At 48.2% G+C, this 21,961-nt stretch carries 20 protein-coding genes and 1 pseudogene; 6 read left to right on the plus strand and 15 right to left on the minus strand.

Annotated features, from left to right (window positions below):
* Nucleotides 1–99 precede the first annotated feature (99 nt).
* The 3 genes and pseudogenes from Q0991_RS25250 to Q0991_RS18575 form a co-directional block, all read right to left on the minus strand.
* Nucleotides 100–626: pseudogene (locus tag Q0991_RS25250) on the minus strand (glycosyltransferase family 2 protein); the annotation flags it as partial.
* A gap of 14 nt (nucleotides 627–640) precedes the next feature.
* Entirely contained in the window at nucleotides 641–1,231 is a 591-nt protein-coding gene (locus Q0991_RS18570; RefSeq protein ID WP_299491224.1) for a serine O-acetyltransferase, read from the minus strand.
* Nucleotides 1,228–2,214, minus strand: coding sequence for a glycosyltransferase family 2 protein (locus Q0991_RS18575; protein WP_299491226.1), 987 nt, complete (start codon nucleotides 2,212–2,214; stop codon nucleotides 1,228–1,230). Before Q0991_RS18575 ends, Q0991_RS18570 begins: the two co-directional genes overlap by 4 nt.
* 345 nt (nucleotides 2,215–2,559) lie before the next feature.
* Here Q0991_RS18575 and Q0991_RS18580 point away from each other — a divergent pair, with 345 nt between their 5' ends.
* The 5 genes from Q0991_RS18580 (at nucleotide 2,560) to Q0991_RS18600 (ending at nucleotide 7,623) form a co-directional block, all read left to right on the plus strand.
* On the plus strand, nucleotides 2,560–3,498 hold the full coding sequence (locus Q0991_RS18580) for a ribonuclease Z (protein ID WP_299491228.1): 939 nt from the start codon (nucleotides 2,560–2,562) through the stop codon (nucleotides 3,496–3,498).
* Nucleotides 3,499–3,681: 183 nt separating this feature from the next.
* On the plus strand, nucleotides 3,682–3,966 hold the full coding sequence (locus Q0991_RS18585) for a hypothetical protein (protein WP_299491230.1): 285 nt from the start codon (nucleotides 3,682–3,684) through the stop codon (nucleotides 3,964–3,966).
* Between the two features lie 279 nt (nucleotides 3,967–4,245).
* On the plus strand, nucleotides 4,246–5,436 hold the full coding sequence (locus tag Q0991_RS18590) for a DUF4168 domain-containing protein (protein WP_299491232.1): 1,191 nt from the start codon (nucleotides 4,246–4,248) through the stop codon (nucleotides 5,434–5,436).
* Nucleotides 5,437–5,576: 140 nt separating this feature from the next.
* A complete protein-coding gene (locus Q0991_RS18595; RefSeq protein WP_299491235.1) occupies nucleotides 5,577–6,254 on the plus strand; it encodes a response regulator transcription factor in 678 nt (225 codons plus the stop codon).
* Nucleotides 6,255–6,306: 52 nt separating this feature from the next.
* Nucleotides 6,307–7,623, plus strand: a complete 1,317-nt coding sequence (locus Q0991_RS18600; protein WP_299491237.1) for an ATP-binding protein — start codon at nucleotides 6,307–6,309, stop codon at nucleotides 7,621–7,623.
* Nucleotides 7,624–7,947: 324 nt separating this feature from the next.
* Here the strand turns inward: Q0991_RS18600 and Q0991_RS18605 are convergent, their stop codons facing one another.
* From Q0991_RS18605 to Q0991_RS18630, 6 genes are all read right to left on the minus strand, one after another.
* Complete coding sequence (locus Q0991_RS18605) at nucleotides 7,948–8,172, minus strand: hypothetical protein (RefSeq protein ID WP_010472706.1); 225 nt, start codon at nucleotides 8,170–8,172, stop codon at nucleotides 7,948–7,950.
* A 284-nt stretch (nucleotides 8,173–8,456) separates the two neighbouring features.
* A complete protein-coding gene (locus Q0991_RS18610; protein WP_299491247.1) occupies nucleotides 8,457–10,148 on the minus strand; it encodes a sodium:solute symporter family protein in 1,692 nt (563 codons plus the stop codon).
* A gap of 4 nt (nucleotides 10,149–10,152) precedes the next feature.
* Nucleotides 10,153–10,416 carry a DUF4212 domain-containing protein gene (locus tag Q0991_RS18615; protein WP_299491249.1) on the minus strand — a complete coding sequence of 88 codons (264 nt, stop codon included), beginning with the start codon at nucleotides 10,414–10,416 and terminating at the stop codon, nucleotides 10,153–10,155.
* 638 nt (nucleotides 10,417–11,054) lie between these two features.
* Nucleotides 11,055–11,213 carry a hypothetical protein gene (locus Q0991_RS18620; protein WP_299491251.1) on the minus strand — a complete coding sequence of 53 codons (159 nt, stop codon included), beginning with the start codon at nucleotides 11,211–11,213 and terminating at the stop codon, nucleotides 11,055–11,057.
* Nucleotides 11,214–11,245: 32 nt separating this feature from the next.
* Nucleotides 11,246–13,162, minus strand: a complete 1,917-nt coding sequence (locus Q0991_RS18625) for a M48 family metallopeptidase (protein WP_299491253.1) — start codon at nucleotides 13,160–13,162, stop codon at nucleotides 11,246–11,248.
* A 182-nt stretch (nucleotides 13,163–13,344) separates the two neighbouring features.
* Nucleotides 13,345–13,680, minus strand: coding sequence for a hypothetical protein (locus tag Q0991_RS18630; protein WP_299491255.1), 336 nt, complete (start codon nucleotides 13,678–13,680; stop codon nucleotides 13,345–13,347).
* Between the two features lie 583 nt (nucleotides 13,681–14,263).
* On the opposite strand from Q0991_RS18630, the gene lepA reads away from it, so the two are divergent.
* Entirely contained in the window at nucleotides 14,264–16,075 is a 1,812-nt protein-coding gene (lepA, locus tag Q0991_RS18635; RefSeq protein WP_299491257.1) for a translation elongation factor 4, read from the plus strand.
* Nucleotides 16,076–16,351: 276 nt separating this feature from the next.
* On the opposite strand, the gene Q0991_RS18640 is transcribed toward lepA, so the two are convergent.
* The 6 genes from Q0991_RS18640 to Q0991_RS18665 all read right to left on the minus strand — a co-directional run bounded on the left by Q0991_RS18640 (nucleotide 16,352) and on the right by Q0991_RS18665 (nucleotide 21,777).
* The gene (locus Q0991_RS18640; RefSeq protein WP_299491260.1) at nucleotides 16,352–16,819 is read right to left on the minus strand and encodes a DUF3592 domain-containing protein; all 468 of its coding nucleotides are present in this window, start codon (nucleotides 16,817–16,819) and stop codon (nucleotides 16,352–16,354) included.
* Nucleotides 16,820–16,836: 17 nt separating this feature from the next.
* Nucleotides 16,837–17,265, minus strand: a complete 429-nt coding sequence (locus Q0991_RS18645) for a DUF3592 domain-containing protein (protein WP_366525011.1) — start codon at nucleotides 17,263–17,265, stop codon at nucleotides 16,837–16,839.
* 167 nt (nucleotides 17,266–17,432) lie between these two features.
* On the minus strand, nucleotides 17,433–18,491 hold the full coding sequence (locus tag Q0991_RS18650; protein WP_299491262.1) for a D-alanine--D-alanine ligase family protein: 1,059 nt from the start codon (nucleotides 18,489–18,491) through the stop codon (nucleotides 17,433–17,435).
* A 149-nt stretch (nucleotides 18,492–18,640) separates the two neighbouring features.
* A complete protein-coding gene (locus Q0991_RS18655) occupies nucleotides 18,641–19,396 on the minus strand; it encodes an HAD family hydrolase (RefSeq protein ID WP_299491264.1) in 756 nt (251 codons plus the stop codon).
* A 145-nt stretch (nucleotides 19,397–19,541) separates the two neighbouring features.
* Nucleotides 19,542–20,372: a circadian clock KaiB family protein gene (locus Q0991_RS18660; RefSeq protein ID WP_299491266.1), complete on the minus strand. Its 831-nt coding sequence runs from the start codon at nucleotides 20,370–20,372 to the stop codon at nucleotides 19,542–19,544.
* 64 nt (nucleotides 20,373–20,436) lie between these two features.
* Nucleotides 20,437–21,777, minus strand: a complete 1,341-nt coding sequence (locus Q0991_RS18665) for a type IV pilus twitching motility protein PilT (RefSeq protein WP_299491268.1) — start codon at nucleotides 21,775–21,777, stop codon at nucleotides 20,437–20,439.
* Nucleotides 21,778–21,961 lie beyond the last annotated feature (184 nt).

Genomic DNA, 21,961 nt, shown 5'->3' on the forward strand with positions numbered 1-21,961 from the left:
CTGAGAGAGATTAAAGTGCGAACTCAACCCAAAGGGGTTATCTCCCAGAAGCCCTACCTTATTAGCTTTTCAGCCTTTCGTGTAGGAACGGGTCGCACGCTCGGGTTCTTCGCCAGCGATTAATGAATCCCGATATCCCTGAACCTGTTGGAGGGCAGACCGTCGAATCATGGCGTCTCCACCACAGGCCTGAGCCTCACCTATCGGTGTGTTCCATTCCATATCGCACAGTCGGTTGTAAATAGACTGCTCAGGATAGCGTTCCCGACGACGTCCACAAACGACAGCCACCCCCGGCTGATGTTCTAAACGTGATGGGCCTGTTGGCACCAGGTCGGTTCCAGAAAGCAATCGCCATCCACAAACTGAACATATTTCAGCGCCGGAAATTGGCTGCATAGGTAGTTGAAGCCTGCATTTCTCGCCCGGGCAGCCGTAAATGGTATGGATAAATCTAAGTTGAGGACCGTGATCGCCAAAGCGCCAGCCCAAGCTACGCTATCATCCGTTGATCCAGAGTCCACGTAAACAATATGGGACTTGGAGACCTGTGCGATCGCAGACTGCAAACAAGCCTTGAGTCTGTCTCCTTCATTGCGGCCAATCGCCACAATGCCTATGGACATTGCTTCTTGGGCATCTAGCATGAGGTCTCTCGCTGCGCAGATACAGTCTGGGAATGTTGATCAGCAGAGGAAAGCTGAGTCTTTAAGATTGTGGCAGGGATGCCGACAGCCGTCTGCCCCGAGGGAACATCCGACAAAACCACTGCATTCGCCCCAATATTGACATCATCCCCAAGAACAACATTCCCCAAAATTTTGGCTCCAGCCCCAATATTGACCCGTTTTCCCAGGTGGGGGGCCTCGAAAGGGCGGTCAAGAAAGCGGTTCCCCAAAGTCACGCCCTGACGGATGATACTGTCATCGCCAATCTGACTCTCCCCATGAATCACGATAGCGCCTTGATGCTCGATAACTACCCGTCTGCCCAGGGTAACGGTGTAGGGTAAGTCAATTCCATAGATATTGCGAACATAGCGGTAGTGGCTGCGATAAATCAAGCTAAAGGGAGCCCGCAGGAGTTTGGGTTGAATTTGCATTCGCCAGACCCCGAAGCGATGGACGGCAATCGCTCGAAAACCGGGCTTCGTCCAATCGGATTGATGGGTTTGCCAATCCTCCTTGAGCTGAGCCCAAAGTGATAAGGCGTGATCCGGTGGCTCGTTCATCCGCGACTCCCCCTGATCAGAGCACTATTAAACCAAAAATCTTGCAGGAGATGAGGAGGATCTATGGCAGGTTTGCCCTGCAAAACCCGTCGAATCTGCCACAGAGAAAACCCGAAGAGCCATCCCAAATCTGTCAGCACGGCATACCAATAGGGATAATGTTTCCGGAAATATCGGGTTCTAGAGTTAAACCAGTATTGGGGACGACGATTTTGATGGGCCTGCTCCCCGGTCACCCCTGAACTTTGACCCACGAGATGCACCACTCGACTCTCCGGTACATACCAGCAGGGCCAGCCAGCCTGTCGGGCTCGCAGGCAAAAATCCACTTCTTCGTAATACATAAAAAATTTATCGTCCATCAGCCCAATCTGTTCAAACACTTGGCGGCGAATCATCATGCTGGCCCCCGCTAACCAATCCGTGGCCACTGGGACCTCTGCAATCGGTGGAGTTAAAATCCATCGAGATAAGACTTTAGAAACAAGGCCTAAGCGTAACCCTTGATCGAATTCACTCCAAATGGAATGGAACCGAAACGCAGAGTGTTGGGGCGTTCCATCGGGATGCTCCAAGCGGCTCCCGACAATGCCGACGCCCGGATGTTGTGCTAGAAAATCCAGGAGTCGGTGCAATGCATCGGGTCGCACCACGGTATCTGGATTAAGCAATAAAACATAGTCCGGGGGACGTTCAGCAGCCAAAGCAGAACGAATTACGGCATTATTGCCCGCTGCAAACCCACCATTATGGTCTAACGCTGTCAGCGTTGCCCATGCTTGCCAGCGATGGGTTGCGATCGCGGTTTGCAATACTGACAGGGAATCATCCCCAGACCCATTATCAGCGATCACCACTTGAGCTGTTCTCAGCTTTTGCACCTCTGACTGCAGCGATCGTAAACACTCAACGACTAAGTTGGGCGTCCGAAAATTGATGATCACCACCAAGAGAGAACAGGAAGTGGGGTTCGGCGCTAACATCAATCCAATTGAATGTGCTGAGAGGGGGTAATTTTCTCTAGTCTAAACCCAGGGCAGTTGAAGCAAGGCCCTGGCCTAATTTTATGTTTCCCAAAATTATCTGATGATGCGGAATCCTTCCCCAGATTCGCCTGCCCTGGGGTAAAAATGGTGTGCTGAGGGATGTCCTGACGCGGAAAATGACGTTTGAATCCACTGCCATTATTGTGTCCATCCATCCTTTAACAGCACGTTGAGCTGATACCCGAGGAAAAGAATTTAGAAGTTGATCGGGCAGAACGGGTTAATGAACGGCGGATCAGGGAAAATAGAGATCAGTAACATGGGTGAAAGGATAGCCAGGTTTTGCAAATTACCTTTTTAGGTACCAGTTCAGGTGTACCCACACGATCGCGCAATGTCTCCAGTATTGCCCTTCGCTTGGCCCAGAGAGCAGAGATATGGTTATTTGATTGTGGAGAAGGAACGCAGCATCAGTTGTTGCGCAGTGATTTAAAAAGCAGTCAAATTCGACGAATTTTTATTACCCATATGCATGGAGACCATATCTTTGGCTTGATGGGATTGCTTGCTAGCTGTGGTTTAGCAGGCAATACAGAACGGATTGATATCTATGGCCCTGCAGGATTAGAGGAATATTTGCAAGCTTGTCGGCGCTACTCCCAAACCCATTTTTCCTATCCGATTCAAGTCCATACGGTTCAGCCAGGATTGATTTTCTCCGATCCAGACTATTCTGTAATTTGTGCGCCCCTCAAACATAGAGTGCCGGCTTTTGGATATCGGATACAAGAATGCGATCGCCCCGGTCGTTTCAATCTTCAAAAAGCATCCAGCCTCGGTATTCCAGCAGGGCCACTTTATGGGCTCTTAAAGCGAGGAGAAACCATTACCTTATCGGATGGGCGTACCTTTGCCGGTCAAGAATTCTGCGGCCCCACAGAAATTGGGCGAAAGATTTCCTATTGTACAGACACCATCTATTGTCCAGAATCCGTTGAATTATCCATGGATGCAGATGTGGTTATTCATGAATCAACCTTTGCTCACCAAGAAGCTGCATTGGCCTATCAGAGACTCCATTCAACTTCGACAATGGCCGCTCAGGTTGCTCATGCAGCGGGTGCCAGAAAGCTTTTTCTGACTCATTTTAGCCCTCGTTATGCCCCCAATAGTTCCCCAGACTTACAAGCATTGTTGAGGGAAGCAAGTGCCATTTTCCCTCAGACTGAACTGGCCTATGATTTTCTCAACTATCAGGTTCCCCGACGAGCCTCTGAATAAAATTAGGCTCCTTTTGTAAGTCTCCAAGAGAATACCCCATCCTCCTTAGAGACTCTACTCAATAAAAAAGCGTCATTAAAGAATAGATTCTGTTCTCATTTTCTTCACACTTTAAATTTATCCTCATTAAACGAAAGAGTTTAGTAAAAGCTCAATTTTCTTGCTTCGAAGGAGGTATTTAAAGTGAAAATCAAACTTATCCCTGCATTAGTAGCATTAGGACTAGCCACTTTTCTAGGTGCTTGCGAAACGGTAAGTGAAAATGCTCCAACACAGCCTGGAAGTGAAATTGATAATCCGCAGGGTGGTGCCGAATTAGAAAATACTGAAAGTCCCAAATATCCACCAGCGCCTGATGCAGTGCCTGAAGAAAGCACACCTGAAACGTCCGAAATTCCTGCTGTCCCAGAGACTGAACTACCTGCAGATCCCGATCCATCTGAATCAACAGACACTCAAGCCCCTTAAGTTCAGAGTAGGTTCTTCACTTATTCAACTGTTTCTGCACAAGAAACAGTTGAATGAGCTGTGGCGTTGAACCTTTAAAATTTTTCCCTCAATTTGCCTCTGTGTTCTTTGGTATTAACGGTTGCCAATGCCCCATCAGGATCGATTGTCCTATCGATTCGCAACCCTGACTGAATGGCTTCTCTTAGCATAGGTATCCAGTGTTCAGAGCGCAGGTGAGTTGAGTTTTGTCGATCACTCCAGACAAGCTGATTATCTACATCGATGAAGGAGTCCCTAATGAATACCCAGAAATATATATCTACGTTGAAATTTTTCCCAACACTCATTGGTCTGACCAGCATCAGCGTTTTCACCAGTGTACCGGTTCTTGCTAATCAATCTGCACTATTGTCAACTCGCAGCGCTCAGTTGATTGCTCAGGCAGAGGCCCCCCAAGAGCTTTCTCCTGCCGCCCTCAAAGTTCTCTGTAAGAATTTCCCGCTCAACTCTCGTTGCACCGGTGCAGCGACTGAATCTCCGTCTGCTGAGACCCCTGCTGGATCTGAGGCTGCTGCTGAAGATAGCGCCGCATCTGAGGCGCCCGTAGCGGATGAAGAAGCTCCCATAACGTCTTCTGAGTCGAGTGATTCATCAGCCGATGCAGCCTCTGAAGAGATGGAAAACACGGCTGAGGGCGGCGCCGATCAATCCACGGATGAGTCTGCTGCTAGTGAAGTCCCGACCAGCGATACGATGGAGACGGATGCAGAGGCACCCGCTGAGGGAGGGGCTGTTCAACCCACCGAAATTCCGGCTGATTCTCCACCGGCCGATGAATCGGCTCCGACCATGCAGGTCCCCACTGGTGCTCCCCCTGTCCCCGTTACCCCTTCCGTTCCCGTGACGCCTTCCATTCCTGGGCAACCCGGTGGTGAAGGTGGGGCTGAGAAGCCTGAGAGTGATGAAACTGAAGCCGCTCCCACTGCTCCTGTTGAGGAAGAAGCCGCTCCTGAGGGAAGCATGCCAGCCGAAACGGAACAACCTGCGAGTAGTTCCCCCCCTGCCGCCCCAGGTGCGGATGCCTTAAAACCTGAAGCAGATGCTTCACCGGATTCACAATCTGCCATTTCTGATTCAGAACTCAAACAGTTTGCAACGGCTATCCCTCAATTAAGTACTGTTGAGAAAGACACCAAAGGGGAAATTAACCAAATTATTGGGCAGTCAGGGCTAAGTCAAGACAAGTTTAATGCCCTGTATAACGGCCAACAGGCCGACACCCCGGCAGAAGCGACCGATCAAGAAAAGCAATCCTTTGAGCAGGCTATGACTAAAATTCAGGCTGTTGAACAGAAGGGACAAGCAAAGCAAAATGAAATTATTCGGGCTCAGGGACTGGAGCCTCAGCGATTTAGCCAAATTTTGGCTGCGGTTCGTCAGGACCAAGCGCTCAAAACTAAAGTTCAGCAGATGCTACAAACAAATTAGGGGGTTCCGTCGCTTCTAAAATAGCGTGCGACACTTCTGGATAGAAAACATTACGGCATTTTCAGCTTGCCGTAATGTTTTCTGTGTACAGAGATTTAAGTTTAGATTTTGCAGTGGGTTGGAGTTGAGGTATAAAAGACATGAAGCTTCTTCTAGTCGAAGATGATGAGCGAATTGCTGAAGCATTGGCAGAGGATCTCACAGATCAGCATTATGCCGTTGATATTGCCCATGATGGTGAAACAGGATGGGATTTATTAGAGGCATTCACCTACGATTTAGTATTGTTGGATGTCATGTTACCCAAAATGGATGGTCTGACCTTCTGTCGGCAAATGAGGGCTGAAGGGATGAATATCCCAGTCCTCATGTTGACGGCCCGAGACACGACTGCCAATAAGGTGGATGGCCTAGATGCGGGTGCAGATGATTATGTGGTTAAACCCTGTGAGTTAGAAGAGATTTCAGCTCGAATCCGAGCCCTTCTGCGGCGCGGACCCATGACGTCTCCCCCCATTTTGGAATGGGAGGAACTGCGGCTGAATCCCAATACGTGTGAAGTTTTTTTCAAGGATGAGGTGCTAGCGCTGACGCCCAAAGAGTATAGTCTGCTAGAGCTTTTTTTAAGAAATCAACGCCGTGTTTTCAGTCGGGCTCAGATTTTAGAGCATCTTTGGGCTTATGAAGTCCTGCCCGAAGAAGACACCGTTAAAGCCCATATTAAGGGGTTAAGGCATAAGTTGAAAGGGGCAGGAGCTCCCAGTGATCTAATACAAACGGTCTATGGTTTTGGCTATCGTCTTAAACAGATTTCGTAACCCGCTTTTCCAGGGGCTGCGATGGCGGTTGTTACTGTCTTATTTGCTGGTCATGGCTGCAATTATGGCTATGTTCAGTGTGCAGGTTTATGTTTTTGTCAGCCGTAGGCTGTACGCCCAACTGGATGCGGAACTGCAAACGTTAGCCCAATCGGCTGCTTTATCGCTTTCGGAAATTAAGACAGAGGGGAAGCCCTACCTGGATAAAGTAGATAAAGTCCCCTGGCGGGACATTTTTAACCGAGATCGCCATAGTTTGGAGTGGTTTAGGGCTGATGGTAAATTATTAGCCCGAAAAGGAGCCATTACCCTTCATTTACCGCCAAAGTTGAAAGAGCAAAATATTGTCGTTCGTGCGATTCCGGATGAGAAAACCTTCCAGGTGAGGGCTTTTACCATCTCAGTCCATAGAGATGCGGACACTCAGCAAAGGCCTGTTTTAGAAGGTTACATTCGGGCGAGTCAATCCATTGAACCAGTGGAACAAGCGCAACTTCGACTTCTTTGGGGGTTAGGCGTAGGCGGAACCATTGCCCTGGGCTTGGTAGGCATCGGAGGGCTGTGGCTAACAGAATATTCCCTGAAACCTGTCGAACAAAGTTTCTTACGCTTAAAACAGTTCACTGCAGATGCCTCCCACGAGTTACGAACACCTCTAACGGTGATCAAAACGTCTGTAGATGTGATGATGAATCATCCTGAACGAATTCATCCCAAAGATGCTAAGAAGCTTGCGGCAATTTCCAGTGCAACGGCCCAAATGAATCGGCTTGTTGAGGATTTACTCTTCCTGGCGCGCACCGATACATCCGTCCCGACTGCTCGACGAGAGTGGACGAAGGTTGCTTTAGATGAAGTTCTCAAGGATCTGGTCGACTTCTTGGAACCTTCTGCTCAAGCCAAAGGCATTACCTTGATCGCCCAGGATATTGTGCCCATGACATTGGTGGGAGATGCGATGCAATTGGCGCGGTTGTTTTCCAATCTTTTGCGAAATGCAGTGCTCTACACCCCTGCTGGCGGAACGGTCACGCTGTCCGTCACGCGTGTCAACCAAGTGACGATCATCCAGGTGGAAGATACTGGGATTGGTATTTCGAAGGAACAAATCCCCTATATTTTTAACCGCTTCTATCGGGTGGATAAGGTCAGAGCCCGTAAGCAAGGTGGCCTGGGTCTCGGATTAGCGATCGCACAGTCGATTGCACAGCTCCATAAAGGCAAAATTACAATTCAAAGCCAGGTTGGGGTGGGAAGCTGTTTTCGAGTTCACCTACCCACGGTTCAACTGGGCGATGTCCCACCTGCAAATCGGACCAGCACTCTTCAGTTGGCAACCCCAAGTCGTCCAGCCATGCGGAACAGCTAGATATGGGGTTGAGGTAGACCAAATTTAGCTTGATTTTGCTGGGGAGAAAATTTATAAGCTCCAATAGCAACCAAAATTGTGTTCATGCTCTGCAGAATAGGGAGGGGATACTAGGAGACATCTACTGAGTAGGAGATCAGCAGCTCATAATCCCGAATCATTCTTTGGTTCTGAGCGATGAGAGCTTTCTTGATGAGGTTTACCGTGACGTTCAGCGATGGTGCATGCAATGATGGGAACTCGGCGACATCAGCGTCTTGTGAAATCTCGGATAAAGAGGGGAACGCAATTGAATTCACTCTCCACTGCCACGATTAGAGGTGATTAATAGTCACAAAAGAGTTCAGACTGCTTGATCAGTTGCTGCAATTCATCACATTCCATGCCTTGAATGGCCATGGCTAGCCCCGTATGCACCAAGGCTAGTCTTTGTCTTGCTTCAGGGCTTAAGTCTTCTGCAGCTTCCTCTGCGCAATCTAAGATGGTTGCTGTCATGGTCAAGTTATCAAAGGTAACAGCTAATGCTTCGGCTAAAAGGCTAGTTAACATGGTCTCCCCGCGTTTGAGTTCTCTTTAATCATCCGCGAAAGCTAAGCAGAGTGAAACAGAGTTATCACTGATTTGTGGGCATAAATGAGCTGAAAACTCTAGTGGTTTACCCGGATAGCGATATTACTGAGCTATCGTCTCATTAAACATTGGCGTCTCGTGGTTTTTGCGGAGAGAAAAATCATGATCAATCCGTTGGTGAACTGAAACTAGAGCATGTTAGAGCTGGATGCCTTCTATTTTGATGGTTTTGGCCCCAACCCGTCGTGATCTTATATCTAGGCCTAGTCCAACTGCTCTTCCCCAAGATCTGTGAGTGCTAGAGGGGCATCTCCTGGTGTGCGCAGGTTTTCTACTAAGGCTTGAATTTCAGGGGGTGGGGGTGGAGTTAATCGAGACACTACTAGAGTTATGACCAGATTGATCAGCATTCCAACGGTACCAATTCCTTCTGCTGAAACCCCAAAGAACCAAGGGGACATCCCATAGAACTTCACACCTAAAATATAAATGGATGTGAATAAAAGGCCAGATACCATCCCTGAGATCGCGCCTTCTCGATTCGTCCGTTTATCAAAAATCCCCAGCAAAATCACCGGAAAGAAGCTGGCCGCAGCTAAACCAAAGGCAAAGGCTACCACCTGGGCCACAAATCCCGGCGGATTGATACCAAAATAGCCCGCAATTAAGATGGCGAAACCCACCATAATCCGACCCACCATCACTCGCTGGCCTTCTGAGGCATCGGGGTTGATCAGCTTGTAATAAACATCATGGGCAATGGAGCTAGAAATCACCAATAGTAGTCCCGAGGCAGTGGATAAAGCTGCCGCTAAGCCTCCAGCCGCCACTAGCGCCACCACCCAAGGGGCCAGTTTTGCCACCTCTGGTGTGGACAAGACAATAATATCGGGGTCAATTTTGACATCACTTGTATCTTCAGACGGCGTCCACTCAATGGTGCTGTTGCCATTTTTATCTTCTAGGGTGAGGAGCTGGGTGGTTTGCCATTTTTGCACCCAGTCCAACTGCTGCACTTCGGCAATGGGCTGATGATGTAAGGTACCAATAAGGTTATAGCGAGCAAAAGATGCGATCGCAGGGGCAGACGTATACAGCAAGGCAATAAACAGCAAGGCCCAACCTGCGGAATAGCGTGCAGCTCGAACATTTGGGACCGTATAAAATCGGACGATTACATGAGGGAGTCCTGCCGTCCCCACCATCAAGGCAATCGTGATAAATAAAACATCCAGCATCGATTTGGAGGCAAAGGGTTGGGTATAAGCGTCAAATCCTAAATCCACCTGCACCTGATTGAGCTTCTCCACCACATCCCCAAACGTGAAGGCTAATTGGGGAATGGGGATTCCCGTCAGTTGCCAGGCAATTGCAATGGCAGGAATTAGATAAGCCACAATCAACACGGTATATTGGGCTACTTGGGTCCAGGTAATCCCCTTCATGCCGCCCAGAATGGCAAAGAAAGCGACAATCACCATGCCAATAATCACGCCGTATTCGACTTTGACCTGCAAAAATCGGCTGAAGACAATGCCCACTCCCCGCATTTGTCCTGCTACATAGGTTAGAGAGACGAAAATAGCCGCCACAACAGCTACTAACCGGGCCACATTGGAATAGTAGCGATCACCGACAAAATCAGGCACGGTGTACTTTCCAAACTTACGCAAATAAGGCGCTAACAGCAGGGCCAATAACACATAGCCTCCGGTCCACCCCATCAAATAAATTGAACCGTCATACCCCAAGGATGAAATTAGTCCAGCCATGCCCATAAAGGAAGCCGCTGACATCCAGTCCGCTGCCGTTGCTGCCCCGTTGGCAATGGCAGGGACCCCCTGATCGGCAACAAAAAAGCCTTTGCTATCTTTCACCCGGGAGCGCCAGCCGATGTAGAGGTACACCATAAAGGTGAGGATGACAAAAATCGTTGTCCAAACTTCAACCGTCATAGGATCACTTCTGCTTATCGTTGGCGTTGTACTGTCGATCGAGCCTGTCCATCTGTTTGGCATAGATAAAAATCAAGGCCACAAATACAAAAATGGACCCTTGCTGAGCCATCCAGAATCCTAAGGGTAAATTGCCAATGGGAATCTGGTTGAGGGGCTTCACCAACAAAATGCTAAAAATCAGAGAGACTAAGCCCCATACAATTAGCAGGGTGCGAATCAGAGCTGTGTTTTGCCGCCAATAGTTGGGCAAGCGGGGAGAGGTCATGGAATGCACTCGTAAAAAATTTACCCGCTAGTCTACTACTAGAGTTGTTCCCTATTGATGCAGCGATGGGGAACGTAACATTCCAAGACTTTATTAATCTCAGCTGCTAAATTAGACTTTATCGGAAATAGTGGAATCCTTGACATACAAGGGTTTCAGAAATCATCAAAAAGATGCCTCAAATAATTACCTCATAAGGGTTTGAATCAGTTTTACCCCTCCTTAATCCCGATAAAGTTTATTGTTCAATAATGTCATTGTCAAGGTGCTGCTCAAATCTTTGGAGTTGCCTGGGATTATCCATTGACTGAAGTGGTTACTGAACAGATAGCCCTCTATCTAAGCTGATATTACTTTTACGTGTTCTTCTATTTGAGGTGTGTTTGGGAAGAAACATTATCTTTAATCTGAGAGACGCTACCACAATCACTTATGTTACGGCTTCGTTATGCAGATAATGAGCTGGATATTGAAGGGATAAACCAGGAGTTTAGGGATTTCCAATCTGCTATTAGACAAGTTATCACCTCCAAGGAGAAGTCAGGCGTCGTCATTCAATGTGATGTAGGCTTTGATCCTTCTCCCTACGAAATGAAGTGAAGCTCTCACTGTGCCAAGACAGTTGATACGCGCAGAAGTTATTCCCCAAATAGCCAGGAAAATAGCCCTAGGATAAGCCCAAACGTAATCAGCTTTGGTATGCCTAATGCATGAAAAGCATCAATGGGCCAAAACAGCATCATTTTGGTAATTTGAATGCTAATTCCCAATAGGATAATAAAAACGACAGCAGGCATGCCTTCCCTCTGTTGATGCAGTTTTAGATTCGTTAATTGGCTGGATTTAGTTGGTCAGTCGTGGGCGTTTTTTCTGGTGAAGTAGTCTCAGGTGCTCTCAGTTCTTCTGTCGATGAATGAATCTCCCCAGCATTTGGCTGTGGTTCCTCTACTGACGGAGTCTCTTCTGTAGGAGGAATAGGAGGTAATCTGGTCTCCGTATCAGAGTTGGTATCGTTTTGGGTATCGCTATTCGATTCATTGGTGTTGGGTTCAGATTGATCCGTAGACCCTTCTGATTCTTCCTCATCCTTGGCTTTTGTAATCTCAGCTCGCACCAATGCCTGAATTCGCTGATGCTCCTCCATGCCTTCATAGGCATAGCGATTATAGCCATTGTCTGTAATCAGGCGTTCTAAATATCGAACTCGCTCCAAGCTGCCAGGATGAGATGAAAACCACGGTGCCACAAACGGTTTGTCTTCTTTACTCAGAGTTACCATAAGATTGCGAAGACCGTCGGCTGCATAGTTCGCTGAAGCCAGCAAACGGGTTCCCAAAATATCGGCCTGTTGTTCCATCTCCCGGCTGTAGTCAGCTACCACCAGGTTAGTGAATAAACCGCCCACATAGGGAATCAAGCGGGTTAATCCACCAGCTTCAGCACTTTCTGTGGCAATTTGGAATCCGTGGGAAAGAACCGCATGGGACAACTCATGAGCGATCAAGCCTGCTAACTCAGCTTCGGAATTGCTTTTGAGGATAGCGCCCCCATTAATAAAGATCTTCCCACCTGGCAGCGCAAACGCATTAAGCTTTTCATTGTTGACAACGTAAAACTGATAGTTAAACGCTCGCCCAGCAAGTGGTGTTAGTTTTTGGGCGATGCGATCCACATAGGCTTGGACGTCTGGGTTCTCAATGAGGGGCAACTGGCGTTTGGCTCGATTTGCGATCGCATTGCCCACCGCCGTCTCCCCGCGCAATAACAAGATGGAGGTTTGTAACGCTGACAAGCCTGGTATTGGGCTGCCAGTAATGGCAATCCCTAAGGCCCCCGTGATAAAACTGCCGATGGTATTGTTGGTAATTTGGGTGCGCAGACGAGCCCGAAATCGATCCTGATATTCCTTTGACAATTGCGAGAACTCAAGAGAATCAGGATGGTCAGGGTTCAGCAATGCGAACTGACGGGCCGTGATGGACGCCTCTAGCCACTGTTTTGCCTGAGTTTGTTGTTTAATCAGCCCTTTTTGTAAGTTCGGCTGATCGGGATAAAGCGCTGCTGCTCTCGCCATCACGGCTAAAGCTTCCTCCGGCTTACGGTCTGCTGCTAGAGACTCTGCCAATTGGAGATGTCCTGGCATAAACTGTGGATACTCCTTCACCAACAACCGTAGAGGGACAAAGATCCGAGTCTTCAGGTTGAGCTCTTTCCCAGCTAGTGCTTCTCGCCAATAAACCCTCCCCCCAGGAGGAAGTTGTTCTGGGTTGTGAATGGGATCAGCAGGTGGTTTAACCACTCCCTTCTCAAAAAAGGGAAGTTTAGCTTGTCGATATAAGACCTCAGCGTCCTGAATTTGGCCTGCTTGGTAGAGCTGATCAGCCTCCAAAATCAGCTTCTGCCGAGCTAGTGACTGAGAAGATTGAGTCGATTGTTCAACTTCTGCTGGAGTGCCATCCTCTGAGGCCGAGCCCTCGGGTTGAGAGGATGAATCAGTTTGCTCTGGTCCTTTGTCTGCGGGCTTTGCTTCTGGAGTCGCTGGAGAGGCGTCCGATGTTTCCGTCGATGAAGCGGGAGTAGATTTAGGGCCTACCGATGGGGTGGGTGACTCAGCAGTCAAACGTTCTAAAGAGGCTGATGACGAAGAAATATCTTGCTGCCCCTTAATGCGGTCGCTAGGGGCTACGGCTACTAAGGTTGACGTTAAGATCAGAGACAGACGAAAAGTCAGTGCTGCAAGAGTCATAGCGCCGGAAATTGAAACAACTAAGCGCCAATTCTGCTGTGAATGGATCAGTAAATTGCTAGCAGAGCAGAATAGGCGGTTAAATCATGGCTAATGGCAACTTATGTTGCCCGAGTGATTTAGCCCTTATTCTACGGCGATTCCCTTGATCTGGCGAATAGGCAAGCGTTTCGGTGAGTCGTCTAGGCCTGACGGTATTCTAAACCCTGAGCTATTTTTCGTAAGGTTGCTATCCACATATCGGGAGGATCGCAATAGCGATCTAGCTGGATGATTTGATAGCAACTGGGGGTACCAACACCGGATATTTCAATGTAGTCTCCCGGGCTAACCCCTTCTTTCTGCGTGGTCATGTAGTAGAGACTTTGATCGGGAGCAGCTTCCAATACAAACTGATTGTTTTCATCTTGCCAGAGGTACTGATGCCACCTTCTACCTGCGGATAGACCTTGGTAAGGACGAGAAGGCTTACATTTTGTCCACTGACTCAATGTAAATTTAAGGGCTTGAAAGCTCATGAAATATCTCCAAACAAATGTTGCTCAAACCAAACATGTGATTGAAGCCTATCGGACTATTGTGAAAAAGTTGTGAACAGAGCTTCAAGGTTAAATTATCTCATTGACATGAAACTAAATATTTCTTGTTTTTACTTATAAAAAAACAGTTTTATTGAGGCCATGATTTCTATTCTGAGGCTCAAGAACCAAGTTGTTAGGCGCTTTAACCTGCAGAAGGAGGCCAATTATGGCCAATTGCGACATAAATATAAGATTGTTTGGCTACTCTTTAGTAGTACCATACTCTCTGTCCTCCTTTCTTAGGAAAACAGTTTGTATTAAGGTTTTTATTTCGTTCCAATAAGTCCTGAATCTATTCCTTTGAAATGATCGGTATGCCTATTTTTCTGAACAAGATTGTTTGATTCAAACCGGTTGACTTCCAATATAGAGAAAGTGCAAGTCTTGGATGTCTTCCGCAAAGGGTAGGATGGTCCCCAAAAGCGGAGATATCCTGGACTGGGGTGGACGGGATTCAGAAGGATTACAATTCAGTCAGAAGATACTGCTATCGTCTCAAATAAAGTTTTGCCTGAAATCCATGACTGATGTTCCTGTCTCTCGCATTCGCAATTTTTCTATCATTGCCCATATCGACCACGGGAAGTCGACTCTAGCCGATCGCTTGTTACAAGCAACGGGTACTGTAGCCGACCGAGAGATGAAAGAACAGTTCCTCGACAATATGGAATTGGAACGCGAGCGGGGGATTACGATTAAGCTGCAGGCGGCCCGCATGGCCTATAAAGCGTCAGATACTGAAGATTACGTCCTCAACCTGATTGATACACCGGGGCATGTTGATTTTTCTTATGAAGTATCTCGCTCCCTTGCAGCCTGTGAAGGAGCCCTGTTGGTGGTAGACGCCTCGCAGGGTGTGGAAGCGCAAACGTTAGCCAATGTTTATCTTGCCATCGAACATGACTTAGAAATCATCCCTGTCCTCAATAAAATTGATTTACCCGGCGCGGAGCCTGATCGGGTTAAGCAAGAGATTGAAGAAATTGTCGGCCTAGACTGTAGCGGAGCCATTCTGGCATCTGCCAAAACAGGAATTGGCATTGAAGAGATTCTAGAGTCGATTGTGCATTTAGTGCCTCCACCAGACGATACAACGCAAAGACCGTTGCGAGCCCTGATCTTTGACAGCTACTACGACTTATACCGAGGCGTGGTGGTTTATTTCCGGGTGATGGACGGCACGGTCAAGAAAGGCGATCGTGTGCGCTTGATGGCATCGGGCAAGGAGTATGACATTGATGAGTTAGGGGTTTTGTCTCCTACCCAAGTCCAAGTCAATGAGCTACATGCAGGGGAAGTGGGCTATTTTGCTGCAGCCATTAAAGCGGTTGAGGATGCTCGCGTGGGGGATACGATTACGCTGGCCAAAACCCAAGCTAATGAACCGCTGCCAGGATATGTCGAAGCTAAACCCATGGTGTTTTGCGGGATGTTTCCAACAGATGCAGACCAGTTTCCTGACTTGCGGGATGCCCTAGAGCGCCTCAAGCTGAATGATGCAGCATTGAACTATGAACCTGAGACGTCCAGTGCAATGGGCTTTGGGTTTCGGTGCGGGTTCTTAGGGCTTTTGCATATGGAGATTGTGCAAGAGCGTTTAGAGCGGGAGTATAACTTGGATTTAATTATTACGGCTCCCTCAGTGGTATATCGGGTGACCACACTAAAAGGGGAAACCTTATTGATTGATAATCCTAGTTCCTTGCCTGATCCTCAACATCGCGAAAGAATTGAGGAGCCCTTTGTACAGGTGGATATGATTACCCCGGAAGAGTATGTGGGAACGTTGATGGAACTGGGTCAGAATCGCCGAGGCACCTTCAAAGATATGAAGTATCTCACGCCCGGCCGAACGACACTAGTGTATGAGCTGCCCCTAGCTGAAGTGGTCACTGACTTTTTCGATCAGATGAAGTCGAGGTCTCGTGGATATGCCAGTATGGAATACCATCTGATTGGTTATCGAGAAAATCCTTTGGTCAAACTCGACATCCTGATTAATGCCGATCCGGTGGATTCTCTAGCCGCGATCGTTCATCGAGACAAGGCCTATTATACGGGGCGGGCTTTAGTCAGTAAGCTGCGGGAACTGATTCCCCGTCACCAATTTAAAATTCCAATACAGGCTGCGATCGGATCCAAAGTGATTGCCAGTGAGAGTATTCCCGCTTTGCGGAAAGATGTGTTGGCGAAATGCTATGGGGGTGATGTTTCCCGTAAACGGAAGCTTTTGGAAAAGCAAAAGGCAGGGAAAAAGCGAATGAAGTCGGTCGGTCGGGTAGATGTTCCTCAAGAAGCCTTTATGGCAGTGTTACGAATCACAGACGATTGACCCCCCGCCGTGGAAGATAAAGGATCCGTTAGGTGTTAAATGAAGGACGGGAGTGTCCAAAGTCTAACGAACTGGTCAGATGCACCCCCTAATCAGCCTGAATTCCTGCATTCCGTTCCAGCCAAGTCCGACTTTGGCAATACCAACAGAAAGTCCTAACCCAAGCCGTCAGCGCTTGACTACCTTTAATCAAATCGCGACGTCTCACTGAGTTGACATCATAATAACGGGGCTGAATAGCATTGCCTTGAAACTCAATTCAACACTAGATTGGCATTAATCGTCTTTCAGTGTGGGATGAAGGAATTCAAGCAATTGATCACCAGCCTGAATAACTACCATGGGCAAAGCTAAAACTATTCCAACCAAAAACAGAAGTGTTGGAACTGCATAAAGCTGCCAGAAGGAACCGATAGCCTCCCGCTCGCGATTGCTACTGATCACCACTTTCACAAGTTCGCCGACCTCAAATTCAGGAAGACTAGCAGACATCAGAGGCACAAATTGATAAACCTGCTCATCAAGTTCATAAGCTACTCTTGGAGCATAGGTCACCTTGGGGGATCTACCCGACTCAGACCGTCTTGCAATAATTTCTATCACTTGTCCATCGACAACGGTAGCAGTCGACACCCATCCATAAGTCCATCGGGCGAACAGTACAGCCCCAATCATCAAGAGAACGCCTACTGTGGCAATCGTCCGCGCTTTTAAACGACTTGTGCGGTGATACTCGCTAAACAAGAAAAGCCATCCTTCGACTAAACCAACTGAGGATGAATAAGAGAAAAAATCATTTCCTGATGCTGGTAAATGAGACTCAATACCTGACAGACCAGTAGGACTACCACAATCATTATCGGCAGAATATAGCGCTCTGCTAGATCAATAACAGTGGCTACATACTCGCGATCTCGGCTAACGATCACTTTCACTCGCTCGCCTACGCCAAATTCAGGAGTATCGGTCTTCAGTCTAGAGGTAAACTCTAGGCGTTCACCATTAATTTCATAAACAACCTGAGGGCGATAACGCTTCCGTCCACGTTTATCAGTCTTTTCCTCTACCCCAACGATTTGACCTTCAACAATATCCGCCTTCGATACCCATGCATAGGTCCAAACCATAAATACAATGGGCGCTCCCAAAAGCATAAGGAACATCAGAGTATCAGATGATGAAGAAGCCATACGAATACGTGTTTGAACGATTCCCAATCTAGGGAAATCATCCCTATTATTCCCAGGCTGCTGCTCTAAACTCTAATTTAGCAACAGCAAGAAGTTGACAAATCAATCTAAGCTCTTGTCCATCACCAAAAGACCTTTTTTCTCGGCCTTCTTGCTTATAGGCCAGGCTAATCGGACTTAACATGATATTCCACAGCCAATTGAATCAATCGATCTACCAATTCAGGGAAATCTACCCCTGAAGCTCCCCAAAGCATGGGATACATGCTCGTTGACGTAAACCCAGGCAAGGTATTGATCTCATTCAGTAACACTTCTCCCGTCGATTCCACATAGAAGAAATCCACCCGCGATAGGCCCGCCGCATCTACTGCAACAAAAGCATCAATTGCCATCTTCTGAATTTTTTGGGTAATCTCTTCAGGCAATGGGGCCGGAATTTGCAGACTCGCCCGTCCTTCCGTATATTTCGTTTCGTAGTCGTAGAAATCGCTATCAAAGCTAATTTCTCCCACCACCGATGCCCGAGGTTGACCATTCCCCAGAACCGCACATTCCACCTCCCGAGCCGCTACACCTGCCTCTACAACAATGCGGCGATCAAAGGTAGCCGCGCTGTCTAGAGCTGCTTCCAGTTCCAGCCGAGATCGGACTTTGGAAATACCCACGGAAGATCCTAAATTGGCGGGTTTGACAAAGTTCGGATAGCCAATGGTTTCATCGATGCGATCGCACACTTGCTTAAACACACAGGGGTCCGACCACACTTGCTCTCGGGTCACCGGCACATACTTTACTTGTGGTAATCCAGCCGCTGCAAACACGATTTTCATGGCGATCTTATCCATGCCAGCCGCCGATCCCAATACCCCTGAGCCAACATAGGGCACTTGCATTAATTGCAGTAACCCCTGAATCGTGCCATCTTCCCCATTCGGGCCATGCAAAATCGGGAACCACACATCAATCGAGGTTGCAGAATCGGGAAAAAGCCAGCGGCTGGAATCAATGACCGGATCTTGGGGAGTTCCGGTCTCAAGAACGTTATTCGCAACCTGGCCAGCTTGCCAACACCCATTTTTGTGGATGTAAAAGGGAATCACCTCATATTTATCGGGATTAGGGGCAGCTTGGAGCGCGGCGCGAATGGCTTTTGCGGAGGTGATAGATACTTCATGTTCTCCCGAACATCCCCCAAAAACTAAACCGACGCGCAATTTCTCCACTGTTAACTCCCTGGCACACATCAATCCAGATAGACTATCACAATGATTCAATCTGCAGAATCAATCCTCAAAAACCAAGATGCCAGGGTAGCAGGCTTTCGCTCTTGCCTCAGCCTGGGCAAGGCATTCGCAACTGATTCGGCCTTTCCCTAGGGCACTAACAACTGTGACTGGCAAAACTCAGGCCGAAATTGGCTCCAAGTCGTGAACGATTTTACCTGGGCCGTTGGGGGGGCAGACGTGGGTCGCTCCTGCGAGCGATTAAAATACAATCCCTGCATGCCCATGCGCTGGGGCGCTAATACATCATTGAGGAGATGATCCCCCACGAACAAAATTTTGTAGCGGTCATTGGGGGCGATTTGAGCCATCTCACAGGCAATGTTATAAATTTGTTCCCCCGGCTTGCGCCAACCACAGGCCGCGCTATCCAAGACAAAATCAAAGTATACGTGCAGGTCGAAAGACGCTAACAAATCCTTGGGCCAGCCGCGGAGGTAGAAGTTGGAGACCACGCCCATTTTGACGCGTCCTTGCCAAAATTGGAGCATCTCCTTAACATCGGGGGGCAACCGCAGGGACTGCTGATAGCAGGTTCGAAATCGTTCCACCATCTCAGCAGCCAGGGATTCAATTTCCATCAAAGGTACGGTAGGGCAATTTTCTCTGAGCACGGCTTGATAACGCTCGCCCATCTCAATTTCACGATGCACCGTCTGCCACTGACGATTTCGCCAATGATGGTAATCCAGGCGAAAATCAGTCGCAGATGCATACAGACCAGCTTCTGCAGGCAATGAATAGACTGGGAGCAGAGCTAACTCTGCTCCAGTTTGATCAAAATCATCAATGAGAGTATTGAAGCAATCAAAAAAGATCCAATCAAAGGCCACAACGGTACTCATTTCAATCCTTGCCGAGTCAGTTTATCAGAAGAGTCTTTTGGAAGAAAGCGCCTTCAATGCCGAAATTCTGACCCTTAACATCCCATCGGTTTCTCTAGGGGGCGAGGCAGGGCAAAATGCTGCATATTATCAGTCTCAATCCTGTTTAGGACGATTGTATTTCCGTTATATCGAGTAACTGGAGAATAGTATCGGTTTCTAACTGATTGCCAACAAGACGTCGGACCGGCTGGGGCCATGCTTTCACTAAAGTCGGTGTCGCGGCAATTTGATCCGCTTCAGCCCGTTCGGGATGTTTGCTAACATCAATGACTTTTAGGGTGTAGGGAACATCTAAAACCTGTTCAAGCAACTGATGCAGATTTTCCAAAATACCAGTGGTATGGGTATTCTGGCTAGAAACAAACAGTCTTAAAACATACCCTTGGGGGCGTTGAGTCTCAGCCTCCATCGCTGCAGACTCCGCAGGCCCTAAGGAGGAAGCCGTGGCAACAGTTCGAGACGGAGCAGGATCAAATTCTGGATGACCAGGCAATTGATCGAGGCGCACAATCAGGTTGTTGTTCTGCCAAAGCTGGGGGAACTGGTCTCGATAACTATTGATGACCCAGGGATCGCACATCTCCACGGGGTGGGTGATCAAATGCCACGGCTGATCAGACAGGTCAAACAGGATATTTAATAAGCTGCGATATCGCCAGACTCGAGGATACAATTCAGCAGATATTTGGAGCTGTTGAGTATGGGGATGCAACCATCGGTCCAAGGTGGCTGTATAGCAAGGCACCAGGAATAAGGGGAGTTCCGGCAAATGGAGCAAGGTCTGCAAGGCTCGGCACAGTTGAGTATGCCAATGCCCCCGCTTGTCGGGGTCAATGCAATAAACAAGGTCTCCCCCCGGTGTAAACAGGGCGAGACCTTTATAAAGAAAGGGAAGAGACTGCGATCGCACAGTCGTCACAGCAGGATTGATCATCCAGAGGTCGAAACTTAATCAGCTACCTATTCTGATACCTTACAACAGCCTCTCCGTTGCCGGGTTAGATACGTCCTCGCAGGATCTGAGCCATTTCATTGGGTTTGGGCGACATTTCGAGGGCCGTTTCTTCATCAATGCGGCCTTCCTCATAGAGATTGTGGAGGCATTGATTCATCGTGATCATCCCGTCGTAGCTACATTGTGGAATCATCGCTTCCACTTCTTCCACGTCACCTCGGAGGATGTAATCCTTAATAGCATCGGTATTAATCATGATTTCATGAATGGCAGCTCGCTTCCCATCTGTGGTCCGTACTAGAGATTGAGCAATAACAGCGACTAAGGATTCAGCCACCTGCACCCGCATGGGTTCTTGTTCTTCCGGTCGATAGAGGTTGAGAATTCTCTCAATCGTCTTCACGGCACTGTTGGTGTGCAATGTACCAAACACCAAGTGACCGGTTTGGGCGGCTTTGAGGGCGGTATTGACCGTTTCCCGGTCCCGCATTTCCCCAATTAGAATGATATCAGGATCCTCACGCAAGGAGGCTTTCAGCGCATTATCAAACTTCTTCGTATGAATGCCCACTTCTCGCTGACGAATCATCGCCTTGCGGCTTTGATGGACAAATTCAATCGGATCCTCAATGGAGATAATGTGTTTTGGCATCTCGGTATTGATGTAATCCACCATGGCTGCCAAAGTGGTGGACTTACCTGAGCCAGTGGGGCCAGTCACCAAAACCAAGCCTTTGTGATAGTGACACAGATCCTGAAAAACCAGTGGCAGATTCAGTTCATCTAGGGTCAGAATCTTCAAAGGAATCAGTCGCAGCACCATCGCTGGTCCTTTTAGGCTGATAAAAACATTGATCCGAACCCGGGCCATCCCGTCGTATTGAGTCGCCCCATCATATTCTTGGTTGGCATGAAATCGCTGAACCTCCTCAGGCGTTAGGATTTCTTCTAGCCAATATTCAAAGGCTGCTTCATCGGTCACGGGATGGTGGGAGATTTCTAAACGACCGCGATCGCGAAAGCGAGGGACTTCACCCACCCCCAAGTGAATGTCGGAAAAGTTATTCTCAAACGCTTCCCGAACTAATTGTTCTAGGGTCAGCATGTTCCCAGGCGGTCGCCCCCGCATTTGCAATGTGGATTGCGTTGGTTCGCCATTGTCTACCGCAGTCTGACTATACCCTTCATAGGGCTGAGTTTGCGGAAACGCTGTGGGTTCCTCAGAGGTTTGCTGTGCAGGCGGCTCTACTACCTTGGTTGGAGAAGCGATCATTTCCGTCTCCATGGCATCATGGTCTCCGCGATGCTGTCGAAGCGGTGGGGGGGGAACTGCGGGCAGCGGAGCAGGAGGGGGTGGGAAAGGCGGACGTGAATAGTCAGTCATAGCAGTATGGGTTGCATAAGATGGACAGATTCAATGTGGAAATAATTTTCAGGATTTTAACGACGCAGCTAGGCAGTCCCATTAGGACGGTCTGTTAATAAAGTGTTCACCATCATTACCCAAAATTTAACGCTAAACCCCGAATTGAACCGATAGGAATGGTCCGTTTGTACCGATATCATTC

Source organism: Acaryochloris sp. IP29b_bin.137 (assembly GCF_028285745.1).
Taxonomy (GTDB): domain Bacteria; phylum Cyanobacteriota; class Cyanobacteriia; order Thermosynechococcales; family Thermosynechococcaceae; genus Acaryochloris.

Coding starts and splice junctions, on each gene's coding strand:
- Q0991_RS18570 (WP_299491224.1), bottom strand. CDS start 1,231: ATGAACGAGCCACCGGATCACGCCTTATCACTTTGGGCTCAGCTCAAG.
- Q0991_RS18575 (WP_299491226.1), bottom strand. CDS start 2,214: ATGTTAGCGCCGAACCCCACTTCCTGTTCTCTCTTGGTGGTGATCATC.
- Q0991_RS18590 (WP_299491232.1), top strand. CDS start 4,246: ATGAATACCCAGAAATATATATCTACGTTGAAATTTTTCCCAACACTC.
- Q0991_RS18595 (WP_299491235.1), top strand. CDS start 5,577: ATGAAGCTTCTTCTAGTCGAAGATGATGAGCGAATTGCTGAAGCATTG.
- Q0991_RS18600 (WP_299491237.1), top strand. CDS start 6,307: ATGGCTGCAATTATGGCTATGTTCAGTGTGCAGGTTTATGTTTTTGTC.
- Q0991_RS18605 (WP_010472706.1), bottom strand. CDS start 8,172: ATGTTAACTAGCCTTTTAGCCGAAGCATTAGCTGTTACCTTTGATAAC.
- Q0991_RS18610 (WP_299491247.1), bottom strand. CDS start 10,148: ATGACGGTTGAAGTTTGGACAACGATTTTTGTCATCCTCACCTTTATG.
- Q0991_RS18615 (WP_299491249.1), bottom strand. CDS start 10,416: ATGACCTCTCCCCGCTTGCCCAACTATTGGCGGCAAAACACAGCTCTG.
- Q0991_RS18620 (WP_299491251.1), bottom strand. CDS start 11,213: ATGCCTGCTGTCGTTTTTATTATCCTATTGGGAATTAGCATTCAAATT.
- Q0991_RS18625 (WP_299491253.1), bottom strand. CDS start 13,162: ATGACTCTTGCAGCACTGACTTTTCGTCTGTCTCTGATCTTAACGTCA.
- Q0991_RS18630 (WP_299491255.1), bottom strand. CDS start 13,680: ATGAGCTTTCAAGCCCTTAAATTTACATTGAGTCAGTGGACAAAATGT.
- lepA (WP_299491257.1), top strand. CDS start 14,264: ATGACTGATGTTCCTGTCTCTCGCATTCGCAATTTTTCTATCATTGCC.
- Q0991_RS18645 (WP_366525011.1), bottom strand. CDS start 17,265: ATGGCTTCTTCATCATCTGATACTCTGATGTTCCTTATGCTTTTGGGA.
- Q0991_RS18655 (WP_299491264.1), bottom strand. CDS start 19,396: ATGAGTACCGTTGTGGCCTTTGATTGGATCTTTTTTGATTGCTTCAAT.
- Q0991_RS18660 (WP_299491266.1), bottom strand. CDS start 20,372: ATGATCAATCCTGCTGTGACGACTGTGCGATCGCAGTCTCTTCCCTTT.
- Q0991_RS18665 (WP_299491268.1), bottom strand. CDS start 21,777: ATGACTGACTATTCACGTCCGCCTTTCCCACCCCCTCCTGCTCCGCTG.